Below are 17,427 nucleotides of genomic sequence, written 5' to 3'. Positions count from 1 at the left end.
ACACCCCCTTATGCGCGGGGTATGGCGGCGGTAATGGAAAGGTAGGGGCATGACCAAGGTGAATCTCGAGACGAACTACGGAACCATCGGCCTCCAGCTGGACGAGGCGAAGGCGCCGGACACCGTCCGCAACTTCGTCGAGTACGTAAAGTCCGGGCACTACGACGGCACGATTTTCCATCGCGTTATCCCGGGTTTCATGATCCAGGGCGGTGGATTCGACGGCCAGATGCAGCAGAAGCCGACGCAGGCGCCCATCCAGAACGAGGCGGCCAACGGCCTGAAGAACAACAAGTACACGGTCGCCATGGCGCGCACCAACGATCCGCATTCGGCGACCGCGCAGTTCTTCATCAATGTCGCCGACAACGACTTCCTCAACCACACCCAGCCGGCCGGCCAGGGCTGGGGTTACGCCGTTTTCGGCTCCGTCACCGACGGCACCGAGGTGGTCGACAAGATCGCCGCAGTATCCACTTCTTCGCAGGGTATGCACCAGGACGTACCGGCGGAAAACGTGGTGATCGAATCCGCGGCGATCACCGGCTGATCGAGATCGTCGCGACGGTTCGGGTTGTCCCGGTAGAGATCCGGGACAACCCGAACCGAAACGCTCTACAGCGGCAGCAGATGATGTTTACGCGGGTTGCGGACAACTGTCTTGTCCCGCAACAGGTGTAGCGCGCGCCGCAATTCCAGCCGGGTCCGCGACGGTTCGACCACCGAATCGATGAAACCGCGCTCGGCCGCCACCCAGGGCGTGGCCACGGTCGCGTTGTAGAAGTCGATCATCTGCTGGCGCACGACCGGTCGCTGATCCTCGGGCGCGGCCGCGATCTGTGCCGCCCCGATCAAACTCACCGCACTCTCGGCGCCCATCACCGCGATACGAGCGGTCGGCCAGGCCAGATTGATATCGGCGCCCAGCTGTTTGGAGCCCATCACCGCGTAACCGCCGCCGTAGGATTTGCGGACCACCACGGTCACCTTCGGCACGGTCGCCTCGACGTAGGCGAACAGGAATCGCCCGCCGCGTTTGATGACCCCGACCTTCTCCTGCTCCACCCCGGGCAGGAATCCCGGAGTGTCGACCACGAAGACCAGCGGGATCTCGTAGGCGTCGCAGAGCCGGACGAAATGCGAGGCCTTATCCGAGGCGCGGGCGTCCAGCGCACCCGCGTACACCATCGGCTGATTGGCCACCACGCCGACGCTGCGACCGTCCACCCGGGCGAAACCGGTGATGATATTGCGGCCCGCCTCGGCGCCGTACTCGTGGAACGCGCCGTCGTCGAAGATCCGCAGCAGCACTTCGTGCATGTCGTAGCCGGAGTTGTCGGAATCCGGGACGATGGAATCCAGTTCCCGGTCCGAATCGGTGATCTCCGGTTCCAGGCCCGGGTTCACGATCGGCGGCTGCTCCTGACAGCTGGTCGGCAGGTACGACAGGTACTCGCGCACCCAGAAGAAGGCGGCTTCCTCGTCCGCGGCGACATGGTGGATATTGCCGTACTGGGCCTGGCTGTGCGCCCCGCCCAGTTCCTCGAGGCTGACGTCCTCGCCGGTGACCTCACGGATCACCTTGGGCCCGGTGACGAACATGTACGCCGCCTCGGTGGCCACCACGACGTCGGTATTGATCGGCGAATACACCGCGCCGCCCGCACATTTGCCGAGGATCAGCGAAATCGTCGGCACCATACCGGACAACAACTCCTGCCGGGTGGCCAGTTCGGCGTACCAGGCCAGCGAGGACACGGCTTCCTGCACCCGGGCGCCGCCGGAATCGTTGATACCGACCAGGGGGCAACCCACCTTAGCCGCGTACTCCATGATCCTGGCTACCTTGCGGCCGAACATCTCCCCGACGGATCCGCCGTAGACGGTCTGGTCGTGAGAGAACACGGCGACCGGCCGACCGTCGACCAGCCCGTGACCGGTCACCACACCGTCACCGAACAGCGCGTCCGGATCACCGGGCCGGCGTACCAGGGCGCCGATCTCCACGAACGACCCCGGGTCGAGAAGCAACTTGATCCGGTCGCGGGCGCTGGGGATACCCTTGCGCGCCCGTTTCGCCACCGCGGCCTCACCCGCCGGCTCCTGCGCCAGCTCCAGCCGTTTGCGCAGATCGGCGAGTTTCTCGGCAGTCGTGCTCACTTGCTCCCTTTCCCAGCCCCGTTCGAGGTGATCTGGGCGAGTTTAGCGGTCAGGTCCGCGCCGATCCGGCCGATCCGGGGTTCATCGATGATCTGGAGGTGATCGCCGGGGATATGGACGATCTCCAGGTTGGGCAGGTACTCGTCCCAGCCGCCGTTGGGCCTGCGCTCCGCATAGCGGGGTTCGAGTTCGATCGCGCCGTCGTGGTAGCGGTCGGCCAGGTAGAGCACCACGTCGCCGTCGTAGTGCGTGGCCTGGACCTGCTGCAGCGCGCGGTTCTCGATCCAGGAGGTCTTCTGGTGCTCGAGCACCCCGCCCGGAATCTTGGCACCGGTCATCTTGATCAGGTCGGTGATCATCTTGAACTGCTCCTCCTCGGAGGAGTCGGCCAGTTCGCGAAGCTGGTCGTCGTCGAGCTCACCGGGGACGTTGAAGGTTTTCTTGGCGAAGGCCTGGTAGCGCTGCATCCGCCGCAACCGCTCCTCGGGACTGTTGTCCTCCGGTTCGGCCGGGATGGCGAGGTCGATCAGACCGACCACCCGCACATCGGCGCCCTCGGCCCGCAGGATCTGCGCGACCGCCATCGCCAGTACCGCGCCCAGTGACCAACCGTAGAGGACATAGGGCCCCTCGCCCTGGAGTTTGCGCAGTTCGGGAACGTATTCCCGGGCCCGCTCCGCGATCGCTCCCTCGACCCGCTCGAAGCCGTACATCGGTGTTGCTTCGGGCAGCCGCTTGAGCAAGGGCTCGTAGACCAGGGTGTTCCCGCCGGCCGGGTGGAAGACGAACACCGGTACCGCGTCCGAGTTCTCGGCGCGGGCGCGGATCGGCCGGACGAAACCGTCGACGTCGGCACCGCTGTCCTGCAGCGTGCGGACCACGTCGGCGAGTTGTTCGATGGTCTCCGAATCCAGAACGTCGTCGACGGTGATCTCCGCGCCGACGCGATCGGTCAGCCGCGCCGCGAGCTTTTCGGCGGTGTCCTCGTCGAGGATCGGGAGGGTGTTGAAGATTCCCCCGGCCGATTCGCCGGTGACAGTCGCCCAGGCCGCATAGGTCAGGCGTTCCGCCGCGTCACGTGGCGGAACGTTGTCCTGATCGGAGGACCCGTTGCCGCCGAACAGCGCCGCGCCGGCGGCCGGGTTCGCGCCGTTCGCCGACTCGCCGTTACGTTGCGGGGCGGCCGGGGCGGGCGGTTCCGCAACCGGCTCGCCCGGTGCGGGGACCGGCTGCTCCAGGGCCGCGACCGGATCCTGCCCGGCTTCCATGGCGGCCTTGGCGGCGGCCACGAAATCGTCGTCCACGTTCAGCGCGCCGGATTCCCCGGTCGCCTGCTGATCGGCCATCGCCTGGACCTGGTCGCGGTGCTCGATCGCGTAGTGGAGCACCTTGCCGACCTCGTGCAGGCTGGCATCCCGGACCGCGGAGACCTGCAGTTGCGGAATATCGAATTCGTATTCGACCCGGTTCTTGATCCGCATGGCCATCAGCGAATCCAGTCCGAGTTCCATGAGCGGGATCTCCATCGGCAGATCCTCGACGGCGTATCCCATGGATTCGGCGACGATCAGCGCCAGCCGCTCCTCCACGGTCTGGCCGCTGTCCGGATTCCACCGGTCACCGAAGCCCGCGGTATCGGCCGCCTCGACGACCTCCACCGCCGCGGTGACCGCTGCCGGTGCGGCCTCGTGGACGGGGACGGGCAGCGCCGCACCGGAGGTGACGACCGCGTCGAACAGCAGCCGGAACTCCGCGCCTTCGCGGGCGTGCACCTGGATGGAGGCACCGCCGGGGTGCGGGGTGAGAGTCGTGGTCAGCGTGCCGACCGCGGGCAGCGGGGAATGGCCGATACTCGCGCCGAGATTCACCTCGGCGAGCACCTGCGCCGCGGCCGACCGCACCAGGGTGGGCAGATCGCCGACGGCGCTCGCCTGCACCTCCCATACGTGCCGGCCGTCCGGCAGCGCGACCGACGCGCCCGGGACCCGGGCATTGCCGCCGCCGGCGGCGAAACCACTCACCTTCGGCCAGTAGGACTTGCGCACGAACGCGGTGCGCGGGATATCGGCGTACGGACCGGCCGACAGCAGCGATGCCAGATCCACCGCGTGTCCGTGCACGTACAGCTGGGCCAATGCCGCGATGACCCCGGCCGACTCGTCTTCCTTGCGCTTGAGCGTCGGAATCAGCTGGGCGTCGGGCAGTCCGGCGGCGAAGGTGGTGCCCAGCACCTGCATCAGCGCCACCGAGTTCGGGGCCAGCTCCAGGAACGTGGTGACCCCGGAATCCACCGCGAGTTTCACCGCGTTGGTGAAGTACACGCTGTGCCGCATGTTCTTCACCCAGTAGTCCTCGGTGTGCACCGGGTCGTGTCCGGGCGCGTAGTACTGCTCTTTGTCGACCGTGGAATACAGCCCGACCTTCAGTTTCGTCGGTTCGATTCCGGCCAGCTCGGCGGCCAGCTCGCCCAGCAGCGGATCCATCTGCGAGGTGTGCCCGGCGCCCTTGGTCTGCAGCACCCGGGCGAACTTCCCGGCGGCTTCCACCCGGCCGACGATGGCCGCGACCTGGTCCACCGGACCGCCGATCACCGTGTTCGTCGGCGCCGCGTACACCGCGACCTCGACATCGGGGAATTCCGGCAGCAGCGCGGCGACCTCGTCGGCGCTCATCTCGACCAGCGCCATATTCCGCACGTCGGAGTCGGAGAGCATCTGCTCGCCCTCGCCCATCAGCCGCGAACGCGCGCAAATGGTGCGCACCGCGTCCTCCAGCGGGAGACCGCCGGAGATGTAGGCGCCGGCCACCTCACCCATGGAGTGGCCGACCACGGCAGCGGGTTCGGCGCCGTGCGCGCGCAGCACAGCCGCGAGGCCGAGCTGGATGGTGAAGATACCGACCTGGGAGGTGCCCACGTCGTAGTCCTGGGCATCATCGAGGATCAGCTCGCGCACCGAGTATCCCGACTCGTCCTGCACGAGTTCGTCGACCTCGTCGACGGTGCGCCGGAAGATCGCGTTCTCCTGGTAGAGCTGCTTGCCCATCTTCCGGTGCTGGGCGCCGAATCCGGCCATCACCCACATCGGACCCTGCGCGGCGGGGGCGTCGGCGGTGAAGACACCCTGCCCCGGTTTGCCCGCGGCGATCGCCCGCAACCCGGCGACCGCTTCGGCGTGATCCTTGGCCAGCACCACTGCGCGCGAACGCCAGTGGCTGCGCTGGGCCAGCGCCCGGGCCACATCGGCGAGCGGAGTCCGCTGTCCCGCTTCGGTTTCCAGCCAGTCGGCCAAATCGGCGGCCGCGCGGCGACGCCGCGAGGGCAGGTAGGCGGAAACGGCCAGGATCACCGGCAGCGGCTCGGCACGGTCGGCGGACCATTCGGGTTCGGGGACCGCGGCGGCGGCCACATCCTCGGCTTCGGCGACCACATCGGTACTCGCCGCCGCCAGCGCGTCGTCCGCGGCGGACTCGACCGGCTCGGACGCTTCGGCCCGCACCGCCGGCACGTATTCCTGCACGACCACGTGGGCGTTGGTCCCGCCGAACCCGAAACCGGAGATACCGACCGTCGCGGTGCCGCTGTAGCGCGGGAACGGAGTCGGCTCGTCGACGACCTTCAAGCGCGCCTGCTCGAACGGGATATAGGGGTTCGGTCCGGCGTAGTTGATGGTGGCGGGCAGCACATCGTGCTGGAAGGCCAGGATCACCTTGGCCAGGCTCGCCGCGCCCGCCCCGGATTCCAGATGCCCGAAGTTGGTCTTCGCCGACCCCAGCAGGGCCGGTGCGTCGGCGGCGCGACCGGCGCCGACCACCCGACCCAGCGCATCCGCTTCGATCGGGTCGCCGATGAGGGTGCCGGTGCCGTGCGCCTCGATGTAATCGACCGTCGACGGAACGATCCCGGCGTCGCGGTAGGCCCGGCGCAGCACATCGGCCTGCGCGTCGGGGTTCGGGGCGATGAGTCCGTTGGACCGGCCGTCACTGTTGACCGCCGACCCCTTGACCACCGCAAGGATCTGGTCACCGTCGCGTTCTGCGTCGGCGAGGCGTTTGAGCACCACCAGCCCGGCCCCCTCGGACCGGACCATCCCGTCGGCGTCGGCGGAGAACGCCTTGATCCGGCCGTCCTTGGACACCGCGCCGTTCTTGTCGAAACCGAGCGTGGTCATGGGGATGAGCAGCATGTTCACCCCGCCGGCCAGCGCCACGTCGGCATCACCGGCGCGCAGCGCCTGCACTGCCTGGTGCACTGCCACCAGGGTCGACGAGCAGGCGGTGTCCACCGCGACCGAGGGTCCACGGAAATCGAAGAAGTACGACACCCGGTTGGGGATGATGCTGCTCGCGCTGCCCATGATCTTGTAGGCCTCGGCCGAGGCGGGCACGTTCGGATCGGTTTCACCCAGCCCCAGCGCCGCGATCAGCTGGAAATCGTTGGTCGAGGTGCCGATGTAGACGCCGACGGATTCGCCGCGCAACTGGCTGGCCGGAATCCGGGCGTGCTCGAGCGCCTCCCAGGTGAGTTCCATCATCAACCGCTGCTGCGGGTCGACCCGTTCCACCTCGACCGGCGACATGGCGAAGAATTCCGCGTCGAAATCGGTGACGACCCGCTGGTCGAGATAGCCGCCGCGGACGTTGCTCTCCGCGACCGCGGCCGCCAGCTGCGGTTCGGACAGGAATTCCGCCCAGCGTCCCGCGGGCAGATCGCGGATGGCATCGCCGCCCTCGATCAGGAATTCCCACGTCGACTCCGGGGTGTCGCCCGCGCCCGGCAGCCGGGTCGACAGGCCCACGATGGCGATATCGTGCGCCTCGCCGGGTGCGAACCCGGCGGTGTAGAACTGGTCGTCGGGCGCCTCGAGGGTGAGCTCGGGCGGCCCGTTGACGATGACATCGGCCAGTGAGGCGATGGTCGGATGCTGGTAGACGACGGTCGCGTTCAGCACCACACCGGTGAGCTCCTCGATCTCACCGCCCAGCGCCAGCGCGTCCCGCGACGCCAGCCCGAACTCCTCCATCGGCCGGTCCACGGTGATCTTGTCGACCGGCTGTCCGGTGGCCTCGGCGACCCAGCGCCGCAACCACTCTCGCAGTTCCGCGACCGATATCTCGGTGCCGGACGCGGTATCCGCGGACGAGGGCATATCGCCACCGGACCCGGCGGCGCGCTCCTCCTCGGCGACGGGTCGATTCTCGGTCGCCTCCGGCGACGTGCCCTCGTTATCAGCCATCAGTCCTCAAGCTACCTGTCTGTACGCGGTGCCCGGCAACAGCCTGCGCATCGCTGTGGTGGATGGGCGCTTCGCTTCGCTCACTCGAGGTCGCGACCCGGCTCGGTTGTCCCTATTCCTCGGGGGCGTCCGGAAAGGCCTGCTGGGTGTAGCCGCCCCGCAGGGTGCCCTCCACGTACGCCGCCTTGCACGCGCGCCGCGCGATCTTCCCGCTGGATGTGCGCGGAATGGAACCCGCGGGAACCAGGAGCAGATCCCGCACCGTCACACCGTGCCGCTGGGAGATCGCGGCGCGCACCGCGTCGGCGATCGGCAGCGGATCGGCCTTGCCGGCGCCGGGCCCACGCTCGGCCACGACCACCAACTGTTCGGAGCCGTCGTCGGCGTCGAACTTCAGGCCCGAATGGCTGCCCTGCGCGAACACCTCGGCCGGCAGCTGATTGGCCGGTACCGAGAACGCCGCGACGAAACCGGGCCGCAGCGCGGTGCTGGCCTCCTGCGCGGAGAACTCGAGGTCCTGCGGGTAGTGGTTGCGGCCGTCGACGATCACCAGATCCTTGACGCGGCCGGTGATGTACAGCTCGCCGTCGAAGTACACGCCGTAGTCACCGGTGCGCATCCAGTCGGCGTCGGGCGCGGCGCCCTCGGCGTGGCTGTCCGCGGCGAGCGGGTGCACGACCTTGTTCCGGAAGGTCGCGACCGTCTCGTTCGCACGACCCCAATACCCGATGCCCATATTGTTGCCGTGCAGCCAGATCTCGCCGACGTGGCCGTCGGGCTGCTCCCGTGCCGTGCCGTCGACCGATTCCGGATCGACGATCACAGCCCACTGGGACTTGGCCACATAACCGCAGCTCACCTGGGCGATCGAATTCTCCGCGCCCTGCTCGACCCGCACCATCCGGCCGGCGTTGAGCTCGCTGCGGTCCACATAGGTGACCTTGGCCTCGTCCTCGGATTTGGTCGCCGAGACGAACAGCGTCGCCTCCGCCATGCCGTAGCACGGTTTGATGGCGGTCTTCGACAGTCCGTAGGGCGCGAACGCGTCGTTGAACTTCTTCATCGACGAGGTGGTCACCGGTTCGCTGCCGTTGATCAGGCCGATGACATTCGACAGGTCCAGCGATTCGCCGTTCTTCGGCAGCCCGCGCACGGCCGCGTGCTCGAACGCGAAGTTCGGGGCCGCGGCGAAGGTGCCCGCACCGTCGGACGCGGCGGCCAGTTCCTTGATCCACCGGTAGGGGCGCCGCACGAACGAAGCCGGCGACATGATGGTGATGAACTTGCCGCCCACGGCCGGCAGGATCACGGTGAGCAGACCCATATCGTGGAACAGCGGTAGCCAGGTGACCCCGCGCGAGTTCCAGTCCAGGCCGATGGCGTCGACCATCTGCAGCAGGTTGGTGCCGACGGCGCGATGGGTGATCTCCACGCCGGCGGGGGTCCTGGTCGAACCCGAGGTGTACTGCAGGTAGGCGATATCGTCCACCTCGATCCCCGGCCGCACCCAGCTCTCGCCGACACTGTCGGGGATGGCGTCGACCGCGATGATCCGCGGACGCTGCGCGGCGGGCAGCGCACGGAAGAACTGGCGGACCCCGGCGGCCGCCGAACTGGCGGTGAGGATCGCCGAGGGCTTGCAGTCGCCGAGCACGGCGTGCAGACGATCGGTATGGCCCGGTTCGTCCGGATCGAACAGCGGTACCGCGATCGTGCCGGCGTAGATGGCGGCAAAGAAAGAGATCACATAGTCGAGTCCCTGCGGTGCGAGCACCGCCACGCGGTCACCGGGGCTGGTGACCTGCTGCAGGCGACCGGCAACCGCGCGCAGCCGGATCCCGAACTGTTGCCACGTCAGCTCCTGTGCCTCACCGTCACGCTCGCGCGAGTAGTCGATGTAGCGGTACGCCAGAGTGTTCGCGTCGTTGCGGGTGTGCTTCTCGACGTGGTCGACCAGGGTGCGATCATCAGGAATAGTGATGTTCCCGTTCTCGTCCAGGTAGTCGTCGAAAGTCTCGTCCATTCCTTCTCCTCCGAGGCGCACGTGGCAACGGCACGATAGCCGCTGTTTACTGTGTGGCCCCGACTCGCTTTCGCCGCGGGTGCTCTCCATTCGAGAACCGACCCTGCGGGTTTTGGGTTGCGGTCTGCGCGGTGACCGCTATCGGCTAGATGTTCTCAAACCAGAGACATGTTACAGAGACGAGCTTCTCACTCCTCCCGGAGCAAGGGAATCACCGGAGCGAATGCGTCCATCTGGGTGGGGAATATCCCCACATAGGACATCCCGGTGAGCTGCCGCACACGTCGCATCTGGTCGGCGATCTCCTCGAAGGTGCCTATCGCCACATACGGCGAATTCAAGATCTCCTCGACCGACAGCTGGACATCCACCTCGAGGTCGGGATGCAGCCCGCGTTCGATGGCCGACAGCGCCATCTCGGCGGTCTTCTCCCGGTCGTCGGTGATCACGATGGCGGTGATGGCCCAGTTCAGCTCGATCTGATCGAACCGGTCCCCGGCGGCCTCCCTGATCAGGTTCACCTTCTCGATCGTCTTCTCGAGGGTGATGCCCGACAGCAGTCCCTTACCGTTCGGCGTGGTGACCGGAACGATCGAGACGATATCGGCGTGCTTCGCGGCCAGCTTCAACATCCTGGGCCCACCACCGCCGGTGCACAGCGGCGGCCGCGGTCCCTGCCGCGGCCGTGGGGTCCCCTTGACGCCGTGCACCTGGTAGTACTTGCCCTCGAAGGTGCACTCCTGTCCGCGCAGCAGTACATCGAGAATCGTCAGCGTCTCGTCGAGCTTGGCCAGCCGAACCCCGGGGCGGTCGTAGTCCAACCCGGCGGCCGCGAATTCATCGGCCTTCCAGCCGGCCCCGATCCCTACCTCGAGCCGGCCCTTCGACAGCACGTCGATGGTGGCCAGATCCTTGGCCAGCACCACCGGATGCCGAAAACCGTTGGCCAGCACCGAGGTGCCGAGCCGAATCCGGTCGGTGGCCTGGGTCAGTGCGCCGAGGGCGGCGATCGGGCCGATCTGGTCCCCGAGATGGTCCGGCACCACGAAGGTGTCGTAGCCGTACTCCTCGGCCTGCTGCGCCGTCTGGACGAACTTGCGGGCGCCACCCTCCTGCTTGTTTCCCTCACCCGCGGCCGCGAAGCGGAACTTACGCAGCGGAGTGCCCAGCGCGCTCAACTCATCCACCGGTGCGGCGGCTTCTGTCATGAACTCATGCTCCTGGATATCGGAAGTCTGCATACCCCGGGCCGGCGCAGGGCCCGGGATGCGCGATCACCAGCGCACTTTACAGCCTGTCACGCAGCGAGGACCACGCTGCGTGCGGTGAATTGTCACAACAGGGTCGGCGCACCACACGCCCACCGCGCCATCCTCCGATCATGAATGCGGCGGTGACGGCGCACTCTCGACCAGTCCGACGGCCCAGTCGGCCGCCCACTGCGTGGCGGTGGTGCCGTCGGGTTCCACCACGAAATCGTGGTAGAGACTGTGCACCGGATTGCCCACCGCCCGGGTCAGCGTGCCGATACTGCCGAAGACATTGGCCGGGCTCAGGGCGTTGCGCGGCGCATCGCAGATCAGGTCGCCGGGCGCGCAGATCGTGTACACCCGGTCGGCCATATCACCGAAACCTTCTTCCCGGACACCGGTCATGGTGATCCCGGGCACGGTCAATCCGGCCAACGCCACTTCCGCACCGACCCCGGGCGGCGGAGTACCGACCTGGATCGGCTGGCCGGGACCGGTCTGCCCGGAGCGCCGGCCGTCGGCGATCAACGCGACGCCCAGCACTCGTTCGGCGGGAACCGGGCCGTTGCCCTTGGCGATCTGCTCGGCGATATCCCCGGCGATCACCGCGCCCTGCGAGAACCCCGCCAGTACATACGAGGTCAGCGGGCATTCTTCGTGGCGCTGGGTCAGGAAATCGAACGTCCGCCGCGTGCCTTCGGTGCGGCTGACGTTGTAGGAGGCCTGACCGTCCGGCGGGATCGCCACCGGATTGGAGAACTGCGCGACGTAGGGAACGGTGTAGACGTCCACCCGCTGGGCCGGGAACTGCTCCTGGACCGGGTTGCTCACGTTCAGCATGAGCGAGATCGGGTTGGCCGTCGGGTTGTGCGGGTCGTCGGCGCTGTTGGACTCCCAGGTGCCCGGCACCGAGATCATCTGCACATCCGGGCAGCTCGCGGGCTGGCTGGTGGGTTCCCCCGGCCCGGGCTCCGGGCCCGGGCCGGGGCCCGGCTCCCGCAGGCAACCGGCCAGCAGATACCAGAGCAACACCACGATGACGAGCCCGACGACTCCCACCGCGAGCAGCGTGAGGCATCCCGCCGGCCGAGACCGGCGGGACCCGTTACGTCCCCTACTCATCGGCAACCACTAGCAGTAATGCGATTTGGCGGTATCGATGTAGATCTTCCCCGCCTGCTCGACCGGCATTTTCGCGGGATCGAACGACGAGTCCGATCCCGCCATCGCGTTCACGAAGGTGGTCATATCGGCATCGGAGGCTCCGGCCGCGACACCCTGGCAGACATAGTTGCCGATACTCAGCGCGATATCCGGGCTGGACGGTGTCACACCCTGTTTGCCCAGTTCATCGAGGAAGGTCTGCTCTTTTTCGCCGAGTTGGGTGGTATCGGCCTCCTGCGGCGGCACCGGCGCGGGACGCTCCGGCTCCTCGGCGGGCGCCTCGGGCGCGGCGGGCGCCTCGGGTTGGGGTGCCTCACCCTCGGCCGCGGGAGCCTGGCTCTCGGGCGCCGGGGCGGCGGGAGCCGAACTCGCCGACGGCGCGGCGGCCGGAGTCGACAGCTTCGGAGTGCTGGTCGCGGTCGATTCGTCGTCGCCGCAGCCGGCAAGCAGTCCGGCGGCGGCAACCGCCGCCACCACACCGAGCAGTGCGCCTCGGGTCCGATACATACATTCCATCCTGTGCTCCGGCGCGCGGGTGCGCGCGGGTTCGCGGCCGCTCGAATACGAGGCCGCCGAACCGCTGGGTTGACCGTCGGGTTGCGTCCCGGCCCGGCGGGTTGCCCCGGGCCGCGATCACCGAGGGTAATACCCAACCCCCGAGCGCCGCTGAGCCTGTCTTATTTGGGCGCCGGGGAGCGGGCCCGGATCCGGGCCGTCAGTGGAGTCGATCGGCCGGACGAATCGGCCCGGCATTCGCAGCGAGCGTGGCTCACCTGCCCTCAGGGAGCCCGCACTTCCGCGCGATTGTCTCGGACAGTGATGAACCCCCGCTGGAAGTTCTGCTGCACCCCGCCCGGCACCGCGAACTCGTCACTGATCGGGAACCCCAGCCGCCCGTTCTCGAAACCGGCGTCGCGCCAGGCATCGGCGATGGGCCCGTCGCGGACCGCCCACGCGCCGGACAGCGGACTCCAGTAGATGCTGCCGCCCTCGAACCGGGTGAACCGGCCGAGATCCTTCAGCGGGATTTCGGGAGCGGCCGGAAAGCCCAGCCAGTTGTTCTCGAATCCGAGTTCCGCGTATTTGCCCAGGATCATCCCCTCGACCCGGTGCGCACCGGTGGCGGGGCTGAAGTAGAAGGGTCCGCCTTCGAAGGACTGCACTGCCCCGTCCCGGTTCGGCGTCTTCACTTCCGGGCCCACCGGGTACCTGGCCGGCCCGCCCTCGAAGCCCTGCCGGCCCCATTCGTCCAGTATCGCCCCGCGCACCATCTGCGCACCGGTTTCCGGGGTCCAGTACAGGGAACCGTGCTGGAACGGCTGGAAGCGGCCCCGCCCGTCCGGCAGTGGTTGTTCGCCGCCGGTCGGCAGCCCCAGACCGCCGCGCGGTCCGGATGCGGCCTGGTATCCGCCGCCGATCCGGCCGGCGACCGGGTTCGCGCCGCTGTCCGGGGCGTAGAAGACGCGGCCGTGCCGGAAGTCCTGGGCCAGGCCACCGGACACTTGGTACTCACCGGTGAGGCAGTCGCCCAGCCATCCGTTGCCGCCGACGACCGCGCCGATGGCGCCGCCCACCGCGCAGTCCGGCTTCACCGCGGGCACACCGAGTGCGCCCGCGGCCTGCGACCAGGACTGGCGCATCTCGAAATCCCAGTAAGGCCAAGTGTGGGTGCCCGCGGCCCGGTAGTTGACGGTCGCCGGGATACCGAGTTCACCGAGTTTTTCGACGAAGTTCTGCGAAGTGAGCAGGGCCAGTGTCTCTAGCCCCATCCCGAACATATTCGTGCTGACTCCCGGTATTTCGCTGCCCTCGTCGTGTTTGCCGGAAGCTCCGGTCCCGCTGGAGATATAGAGGGATTTACCTTTCAGGCGATCAGCGAGCAGCAGCGGATCGTGCTCTTCCCACTGCTGGCTGCCCGGCGCCCCCCACATCGCACCGGCGTCGAAGCCACCGGCATCGACCATTGCGAGTCGAATAGCCTGCGGCATCCCCAAACTGGTGGTGGTGAGAAACCCCGAATAGGAGGCGGCGTATTTCGCGAACTCGGGATTGCGCGCGGCGAGGAACATTGCGGCGGTACCGCCCATCGACAGACCGGCGATACCCCTGGTCGACGTGGCGCGCCACTGGCTCTCCAGCAGCGGGGGGAGTTCCTTGGTGAGAAAGGTCTCCCATTTGTAGTTCTTGCCGTTGTTGGGTTCCAGCCAGTCCGAGTAGAAACTCGATTGGCCGCCTACCGGCAGTACCGCGGTCACGTTCTTGTCGGCATAGAAATCGACGGCGCCGGCTTCCTTGATCCAGCCGTTCTCGTCGTCGGTGGCGCGCAATCCGTCGAGCATGTAGAGCGCCGGGAACTTCGCGTCCGGCTGAGTGTTCCAATCACGCGCCAGCAGCAGCCGCACCTGGATCGGGGCGCCCATGGCGGGTGAGTTCACCCAGATCGCCACATCACGGTCGGAGTGCCAGACGACGTTGCGTATCGTCGCGGGCGCCGCCGCGGCGGCCGGCTGAGCAAGGGCCGGCGCTTGAGCCGTAGCGAAAGGAAGCACCAGCGCGGCCGCCCACACCGCCAGCTGCCGCCGGGCGCGTCCACGGGACCGGCCGACTGTCGTCCCCCCGTTTACGCGTGTGTTCCCTGCCACACACTGTTTGTACCGCCGTCACCGGTGGATACCCGGTAAGACGCGCGGGCGGCAAACCAGTTCGTAGCCGCCGTCACCCGCGAACGACAACGGCGCCACCTGCTTCGATACGAAGCGGGTGGCGCCGTTGGGGGAAACTATCGGTTCAGCGGCAACCGACGGGCATACCTTCTGTCACCAGCCGTTGGTGGAGTCCAGGAACATCTTGCGCGAGGCGAAGAGCTGGCCTTCCCAGTACTTCCAGGAGTGGGTGCCCACACTCGGGAAGTCGAAGTAGGCGCCGATGCCCAGAGTCTTCAGCCGCGCCTGGAAGGCCCGGGTGTTCACCAGCGACAGGGCTTCCAGCGCCATGGCGTTACCGGTGTTGAACGCACCGACCGCACCGGCCGGCTTGTCGTACGGGCCGGGCAGACCGCTGGCCGCCGAGATGTACATCGGCAGACCGCGCAGCTGCGGGGCGAAGACGAACGGGTCCATGCGCAGCCACTGCGGGCTCCACGGAGCCGCCATCGAGTCGACGTTGAAGCGGCCCGCGTCCAGCATGGCGACACGGATGGCCTCACGCATACCGGGCGCCGAGATGTTCAGGTAGCCCGAGTAGGCGGCGGCCGACCGGAACTGGTCGCGGTGGTAGGCGGCCAGGGCCAGGGAGGCGCTACCGCCCATGGACAGACCCGCGATCGCGTTGTTGGTGCGCGAGACGCCGTAGCCCTCGAGGAAAGCGGGGAGTTCCTTGGTCAGGAAGGTCTCCCACTTGTAGGTGAACTTCTGACCGTTGGTGTTGCTGGGCGAGTACCAGTCCGAGTAGAAGCTCGACTGTCCACCGACCGGCATGATCAGGGAGATGTTGTCGTTGCCGAACTGCTGCAGCGCGTTGGTCTCGAACGACCAGGCGTTGCGATCGTCGCGCGCGCGCAGACCGTCGAGCAGGTAGAGCCCGGCGTTGCCGCCGCGCGCCGCCCACTGCACCTGGACCTTGATCGGGCCCATGCTGGAGGGAACCATCAGTTCTTCGAAGGCTCCGCGCTTGACCGGTGCCGCGGGCGAGGCCAGCGCGACGGTCGGGGCCGCGATTCCGGCCGCGACCGGTAGCGCGAGCACTGCCGCACCGATAGCCAGAATCCGGTTACGCCAACCGCGGGGTGTCCGCGACCGCCCGGTACTTCTCTTCGGGCCGGCTGCCCTGCCGAAACGCATGAATTCTGCTCTCTTTCTGCTGTTGTGGTGTTGTTCGCTACCGCTGCGCGAACAACACCCCGTTTCTCCTCGGCGGCGCCGGCGGCCGGGTCCCGACCAACCACGGGGCCGACAGCGCTACAACGATCTGGTCACAGATGTGCTCGGTGGACCTTATTCGACCTCATCGAGCCTAAGCAAGGCCGTGCTGATCGGATGGCCGAAATCCGCCGTGAGAACGCTGTGATCGCCCCGTGACGATACCTTGTCGCAGCGTAGATGTCTCGGCGGGCCGCGATATTCGATCGTTATCCGAATCGCGCTCCGACCTGCGTTGTGTAACGGAATACGAACCGAGGAAGAAATCCTGTGGACGGCAGTGTGCCCGCCCCGAAGGATTCCTTCGGGGCGGGCACACTTGCGGTAGTTCCGGAGTACCGCGGCGCGGGACCCCGAACTGCCCTTATCCGATATTCGCCGACAAATCCGGAAGCATCCGATACACCTCGGCCTCCCAGTATGTCCAGGAGTGAATACCTGTCGCCGGGAACGAGTAGGTGACATTGTTCGCGCCGAGCGTCATCATCCGCACCTGGAACGATCGGGTATTGGCCAGCGCGAGCGCCTCGAGGCCCATCCCGTTGACGGTGTTGCCGTTGAATCCGTCGGCGGCCGCGGGCAGCCCGCTGCCCGCCGATATCCACAGGCGGGTGTTGTGGTCCCGCAGCAACGGCGCGAACACGAACGGGTCCATCCGCAACCATTGGGGGCCCCACGGCGGCGCCATGGAATCCACGTTGTAGCCGCCGGCGTCGATCATGGCGACTCGGATGAGCTCACGCATTCCGGGTGCGGAGATGTTGAGGTAGCCGGAGTAGGAACCGGCGAAGCTGAACTGATCGGGGTGGTAGGCCGCCAGGGTGAGCGCGCCGCTGCCGCCCATGGACAAACCGAAGACGCCGTTGCGATTCGGGTTGAAGCCGAGCCGGGAGTTCAGGGCCCAGCGCAGATGCTGGTTGATGAACGTCTCCCAGGCGTACCGGTAACTCTTGCCCGGCCCCTCGGATATGACGTTGAGACCGCCGGATCCGGAGGACGAACCCGTGGGCGGGAGCCCGAAGAACGAACTCGGCGCGTTCCAGTCCGCGTAGAAACTGGACATCCCGCCGATCGGCATCACGACATTGATATTCCAGTCGGTCAGCGCGTTGGCGATATTGGTGTCGTTCTCCCAGCCGCTGTGCGTCTCGGGAGCGCGCATACCGTCCAGGGCGTAGACCACCCGGTTGGTGTTGCCGTCCTTGGCCCGGAAGACCCGTGACCGGATCGGCCCCATCTCCGGGGAATCGACCCAGAAGTCGAATCCCGCCGGGTTGGGCGCCGCCTCGGCTCGGGTGCCGGTATCGGACAGCCCCACCGCGAGGGGAGCCAGCAGCGCCACGGCCACCCCCATCGCCCAGCGCCGCGCCCACCGACGTGTTCGCACCGATCCGGGCCTACGCGCACTTCGCATTCGACTAGACCTTTCGCCTGGACAGCCGGACAGCAAATAACGAGCTACGTTACCGGCCCCATCTCGGATACATAGACCGCGGCGTCCATCGGAACCGGAAGCCGTTACCTGGATACATCTTCCTGGTGCGTCAATCGGGCAAACGCACGTTCATGTTGCCAGATAGTGGCACAGGTCACAGGCAACCGGGCGGTTGATATGCGTATTCGTTGCCATAACTTCCGGCGGCCGCCTTCGGCAACGATCCCGCAAAGCGGCCGCCCGG

General features: G+C 67.3%; 10 protein-coding genes. 1 reads left to right on the top strand and 9 read right to left on the bottom strand.

Going from position 1 to position 17,427, the window contains the following annotated elements; all coding sequences use genetic code 11:
- Positions 1 to 49: 49 nt before the first annotated feature.
- Positions 50 to 550 carry a peptidylprolyl isomerase gene (locus OG804_RS23295; protein ID WP_328389875.1) on the top strand — a complete coding sequence of 167 codons (501 nt, stop codon included), beginning with the start codon at positions 50 to 52 and terminating at the stop codon, positions 548 to 550.
- Positions 551 to 615: 65 nt separating this feature from the next.
- Here OG804_RS23295 and OG804_RS23290 read toward each other — a convergent pair whose 3' ends face one another.
- From OG804_RS23290 to OG804_RS23250, 9 genes are all read right to left on the bottom strand, one after another.
- Positions 616 to 2,160 carry an acyl-CoA carboxylase subunit beta gene (locus OG804_RS23290; protein WP_328389873.1) on the bottom strand — a complete coding sequence of 515 codons (1,545 nt, stop codon included), beginning with the start codon at positions 2,158 to 2,160 and terminating at the stop codon, positions 616 to 618.
- Entirely contained in the window at positions 2,157 to 7,394 is a 5,238-nt protein-coding gene (gene pks13 / locus OG804_RS23285) for a polyketide synthase Pks13 (RefSeq protein WP_328389871.1), read from the bottom strand. The genes OG804_RS23290 and pks13 overlap by 4 nt, the downstream gene beginning before the upstream one ends.
- A 112-nt stretch (positions 7,395 to 7,506) precedes the next feature.
- Positions 7,507 to 9,417, bottom strand: a complete 1,911-nt coding sequence (gene fadD32, locus OG804_RS23280; RefSeq protein WP_328389869.1) for a long-chain-fatty-acid--AMP ligase FadD32 — start codon at positions 9,415 to 9,417, stop codon at positions 7,507 to 7,509.
- A gap of 188 nt (positions 9,418 to 9,605) precedes the next feature.
- A complete protein-coding gene (locus OG804_RS23275; protein WP_328389867.1) occupies positions 9,606 to 10,625 on the bottom strand; it encodes an LLM class F420-dependent oxidoreductase in 1,020 nt (339 codons plus the stop codon).
- A 171-nt stretch (positions 10,626 to 10,796) separates the two neighbouring features.
- Positions 10,797 to 11,789, bottom strand: coding sequence for a cutinase family protein (locus OG804_RS23270; RefSeq protein WP_328389865.1), 993 nt, complete (start codon positions 11,787 to 11,789; stop codon positions 10,797 to 10,799).
- A 9-nt stretch (positions 11,790 to 11,798) separates the two neighbouring features.
- On the bottom strand, positions 11,799 to 12,338 hold the full coding sequence (locus OG804_RS23265) for a DUF732 domain-containing protein (protein WP_328389863.1): 540 nt from the start codon (positions 12,336 to 12,338) through the stop codon (positions 11,799 to 11,801).
- 272 nt (positions 12,339 to 12,610) lie between these two features.
- Positions 12,611 to 14,473, bottom strand: coding sequence for an alpha/beta hydrolase-fold protein (locus tag OG804_RS23260; protein WP_442941606.1), 1,863 nt, complete (start codon positions 14,471 to 14,473; stop codon positions 12,611 to 12,613).
- A gap of 174 nt (positions 14,474 to 14,647) precedes the next feature.
- Positions 14,648 to 15,670, bottom strand: coding sequence for an alpha/beta hydrolase (locus tag OG804_RS23255; RefSeq protein ID WP_328389861.1), 1,023 nt, complete (start codon positions 15,668 to 15,670; stop codon positions 14,648 to 14,650).
- A 442-nt stretch (positions 15,671 to 16,112) separates the two neighbouring features.
- Positions 16,113 to 17,162 (bottom strand): alpha/beta hydrolase, encoded by a 1,050-nt coding sequence (locus tag OG804_RS23250; protein ID WP_328389859.1) that lies wholly within the window; start codon positions 17,160 to 17,162, stop codon positions 16,113 to 16,115.
- Between the last annotated feature and the right edge of the window lie 265 nt (positions 17,163 to 17,427).

Origin of the sequence: Nocardia sp. NBC_00416 (assembly GCF_036032445.1) — a bacterium.
Classification (GTDB): domain Bacteria; phylum Actinomycetota; class Actinomycetes; order Mycobacteriales; family Mycobacteriaceae; genus Nocardia.
Note: the sequence above shows the minus strand (reverse complement) of the source record. Positions and strands in the feature narration are given on the sequence as shown.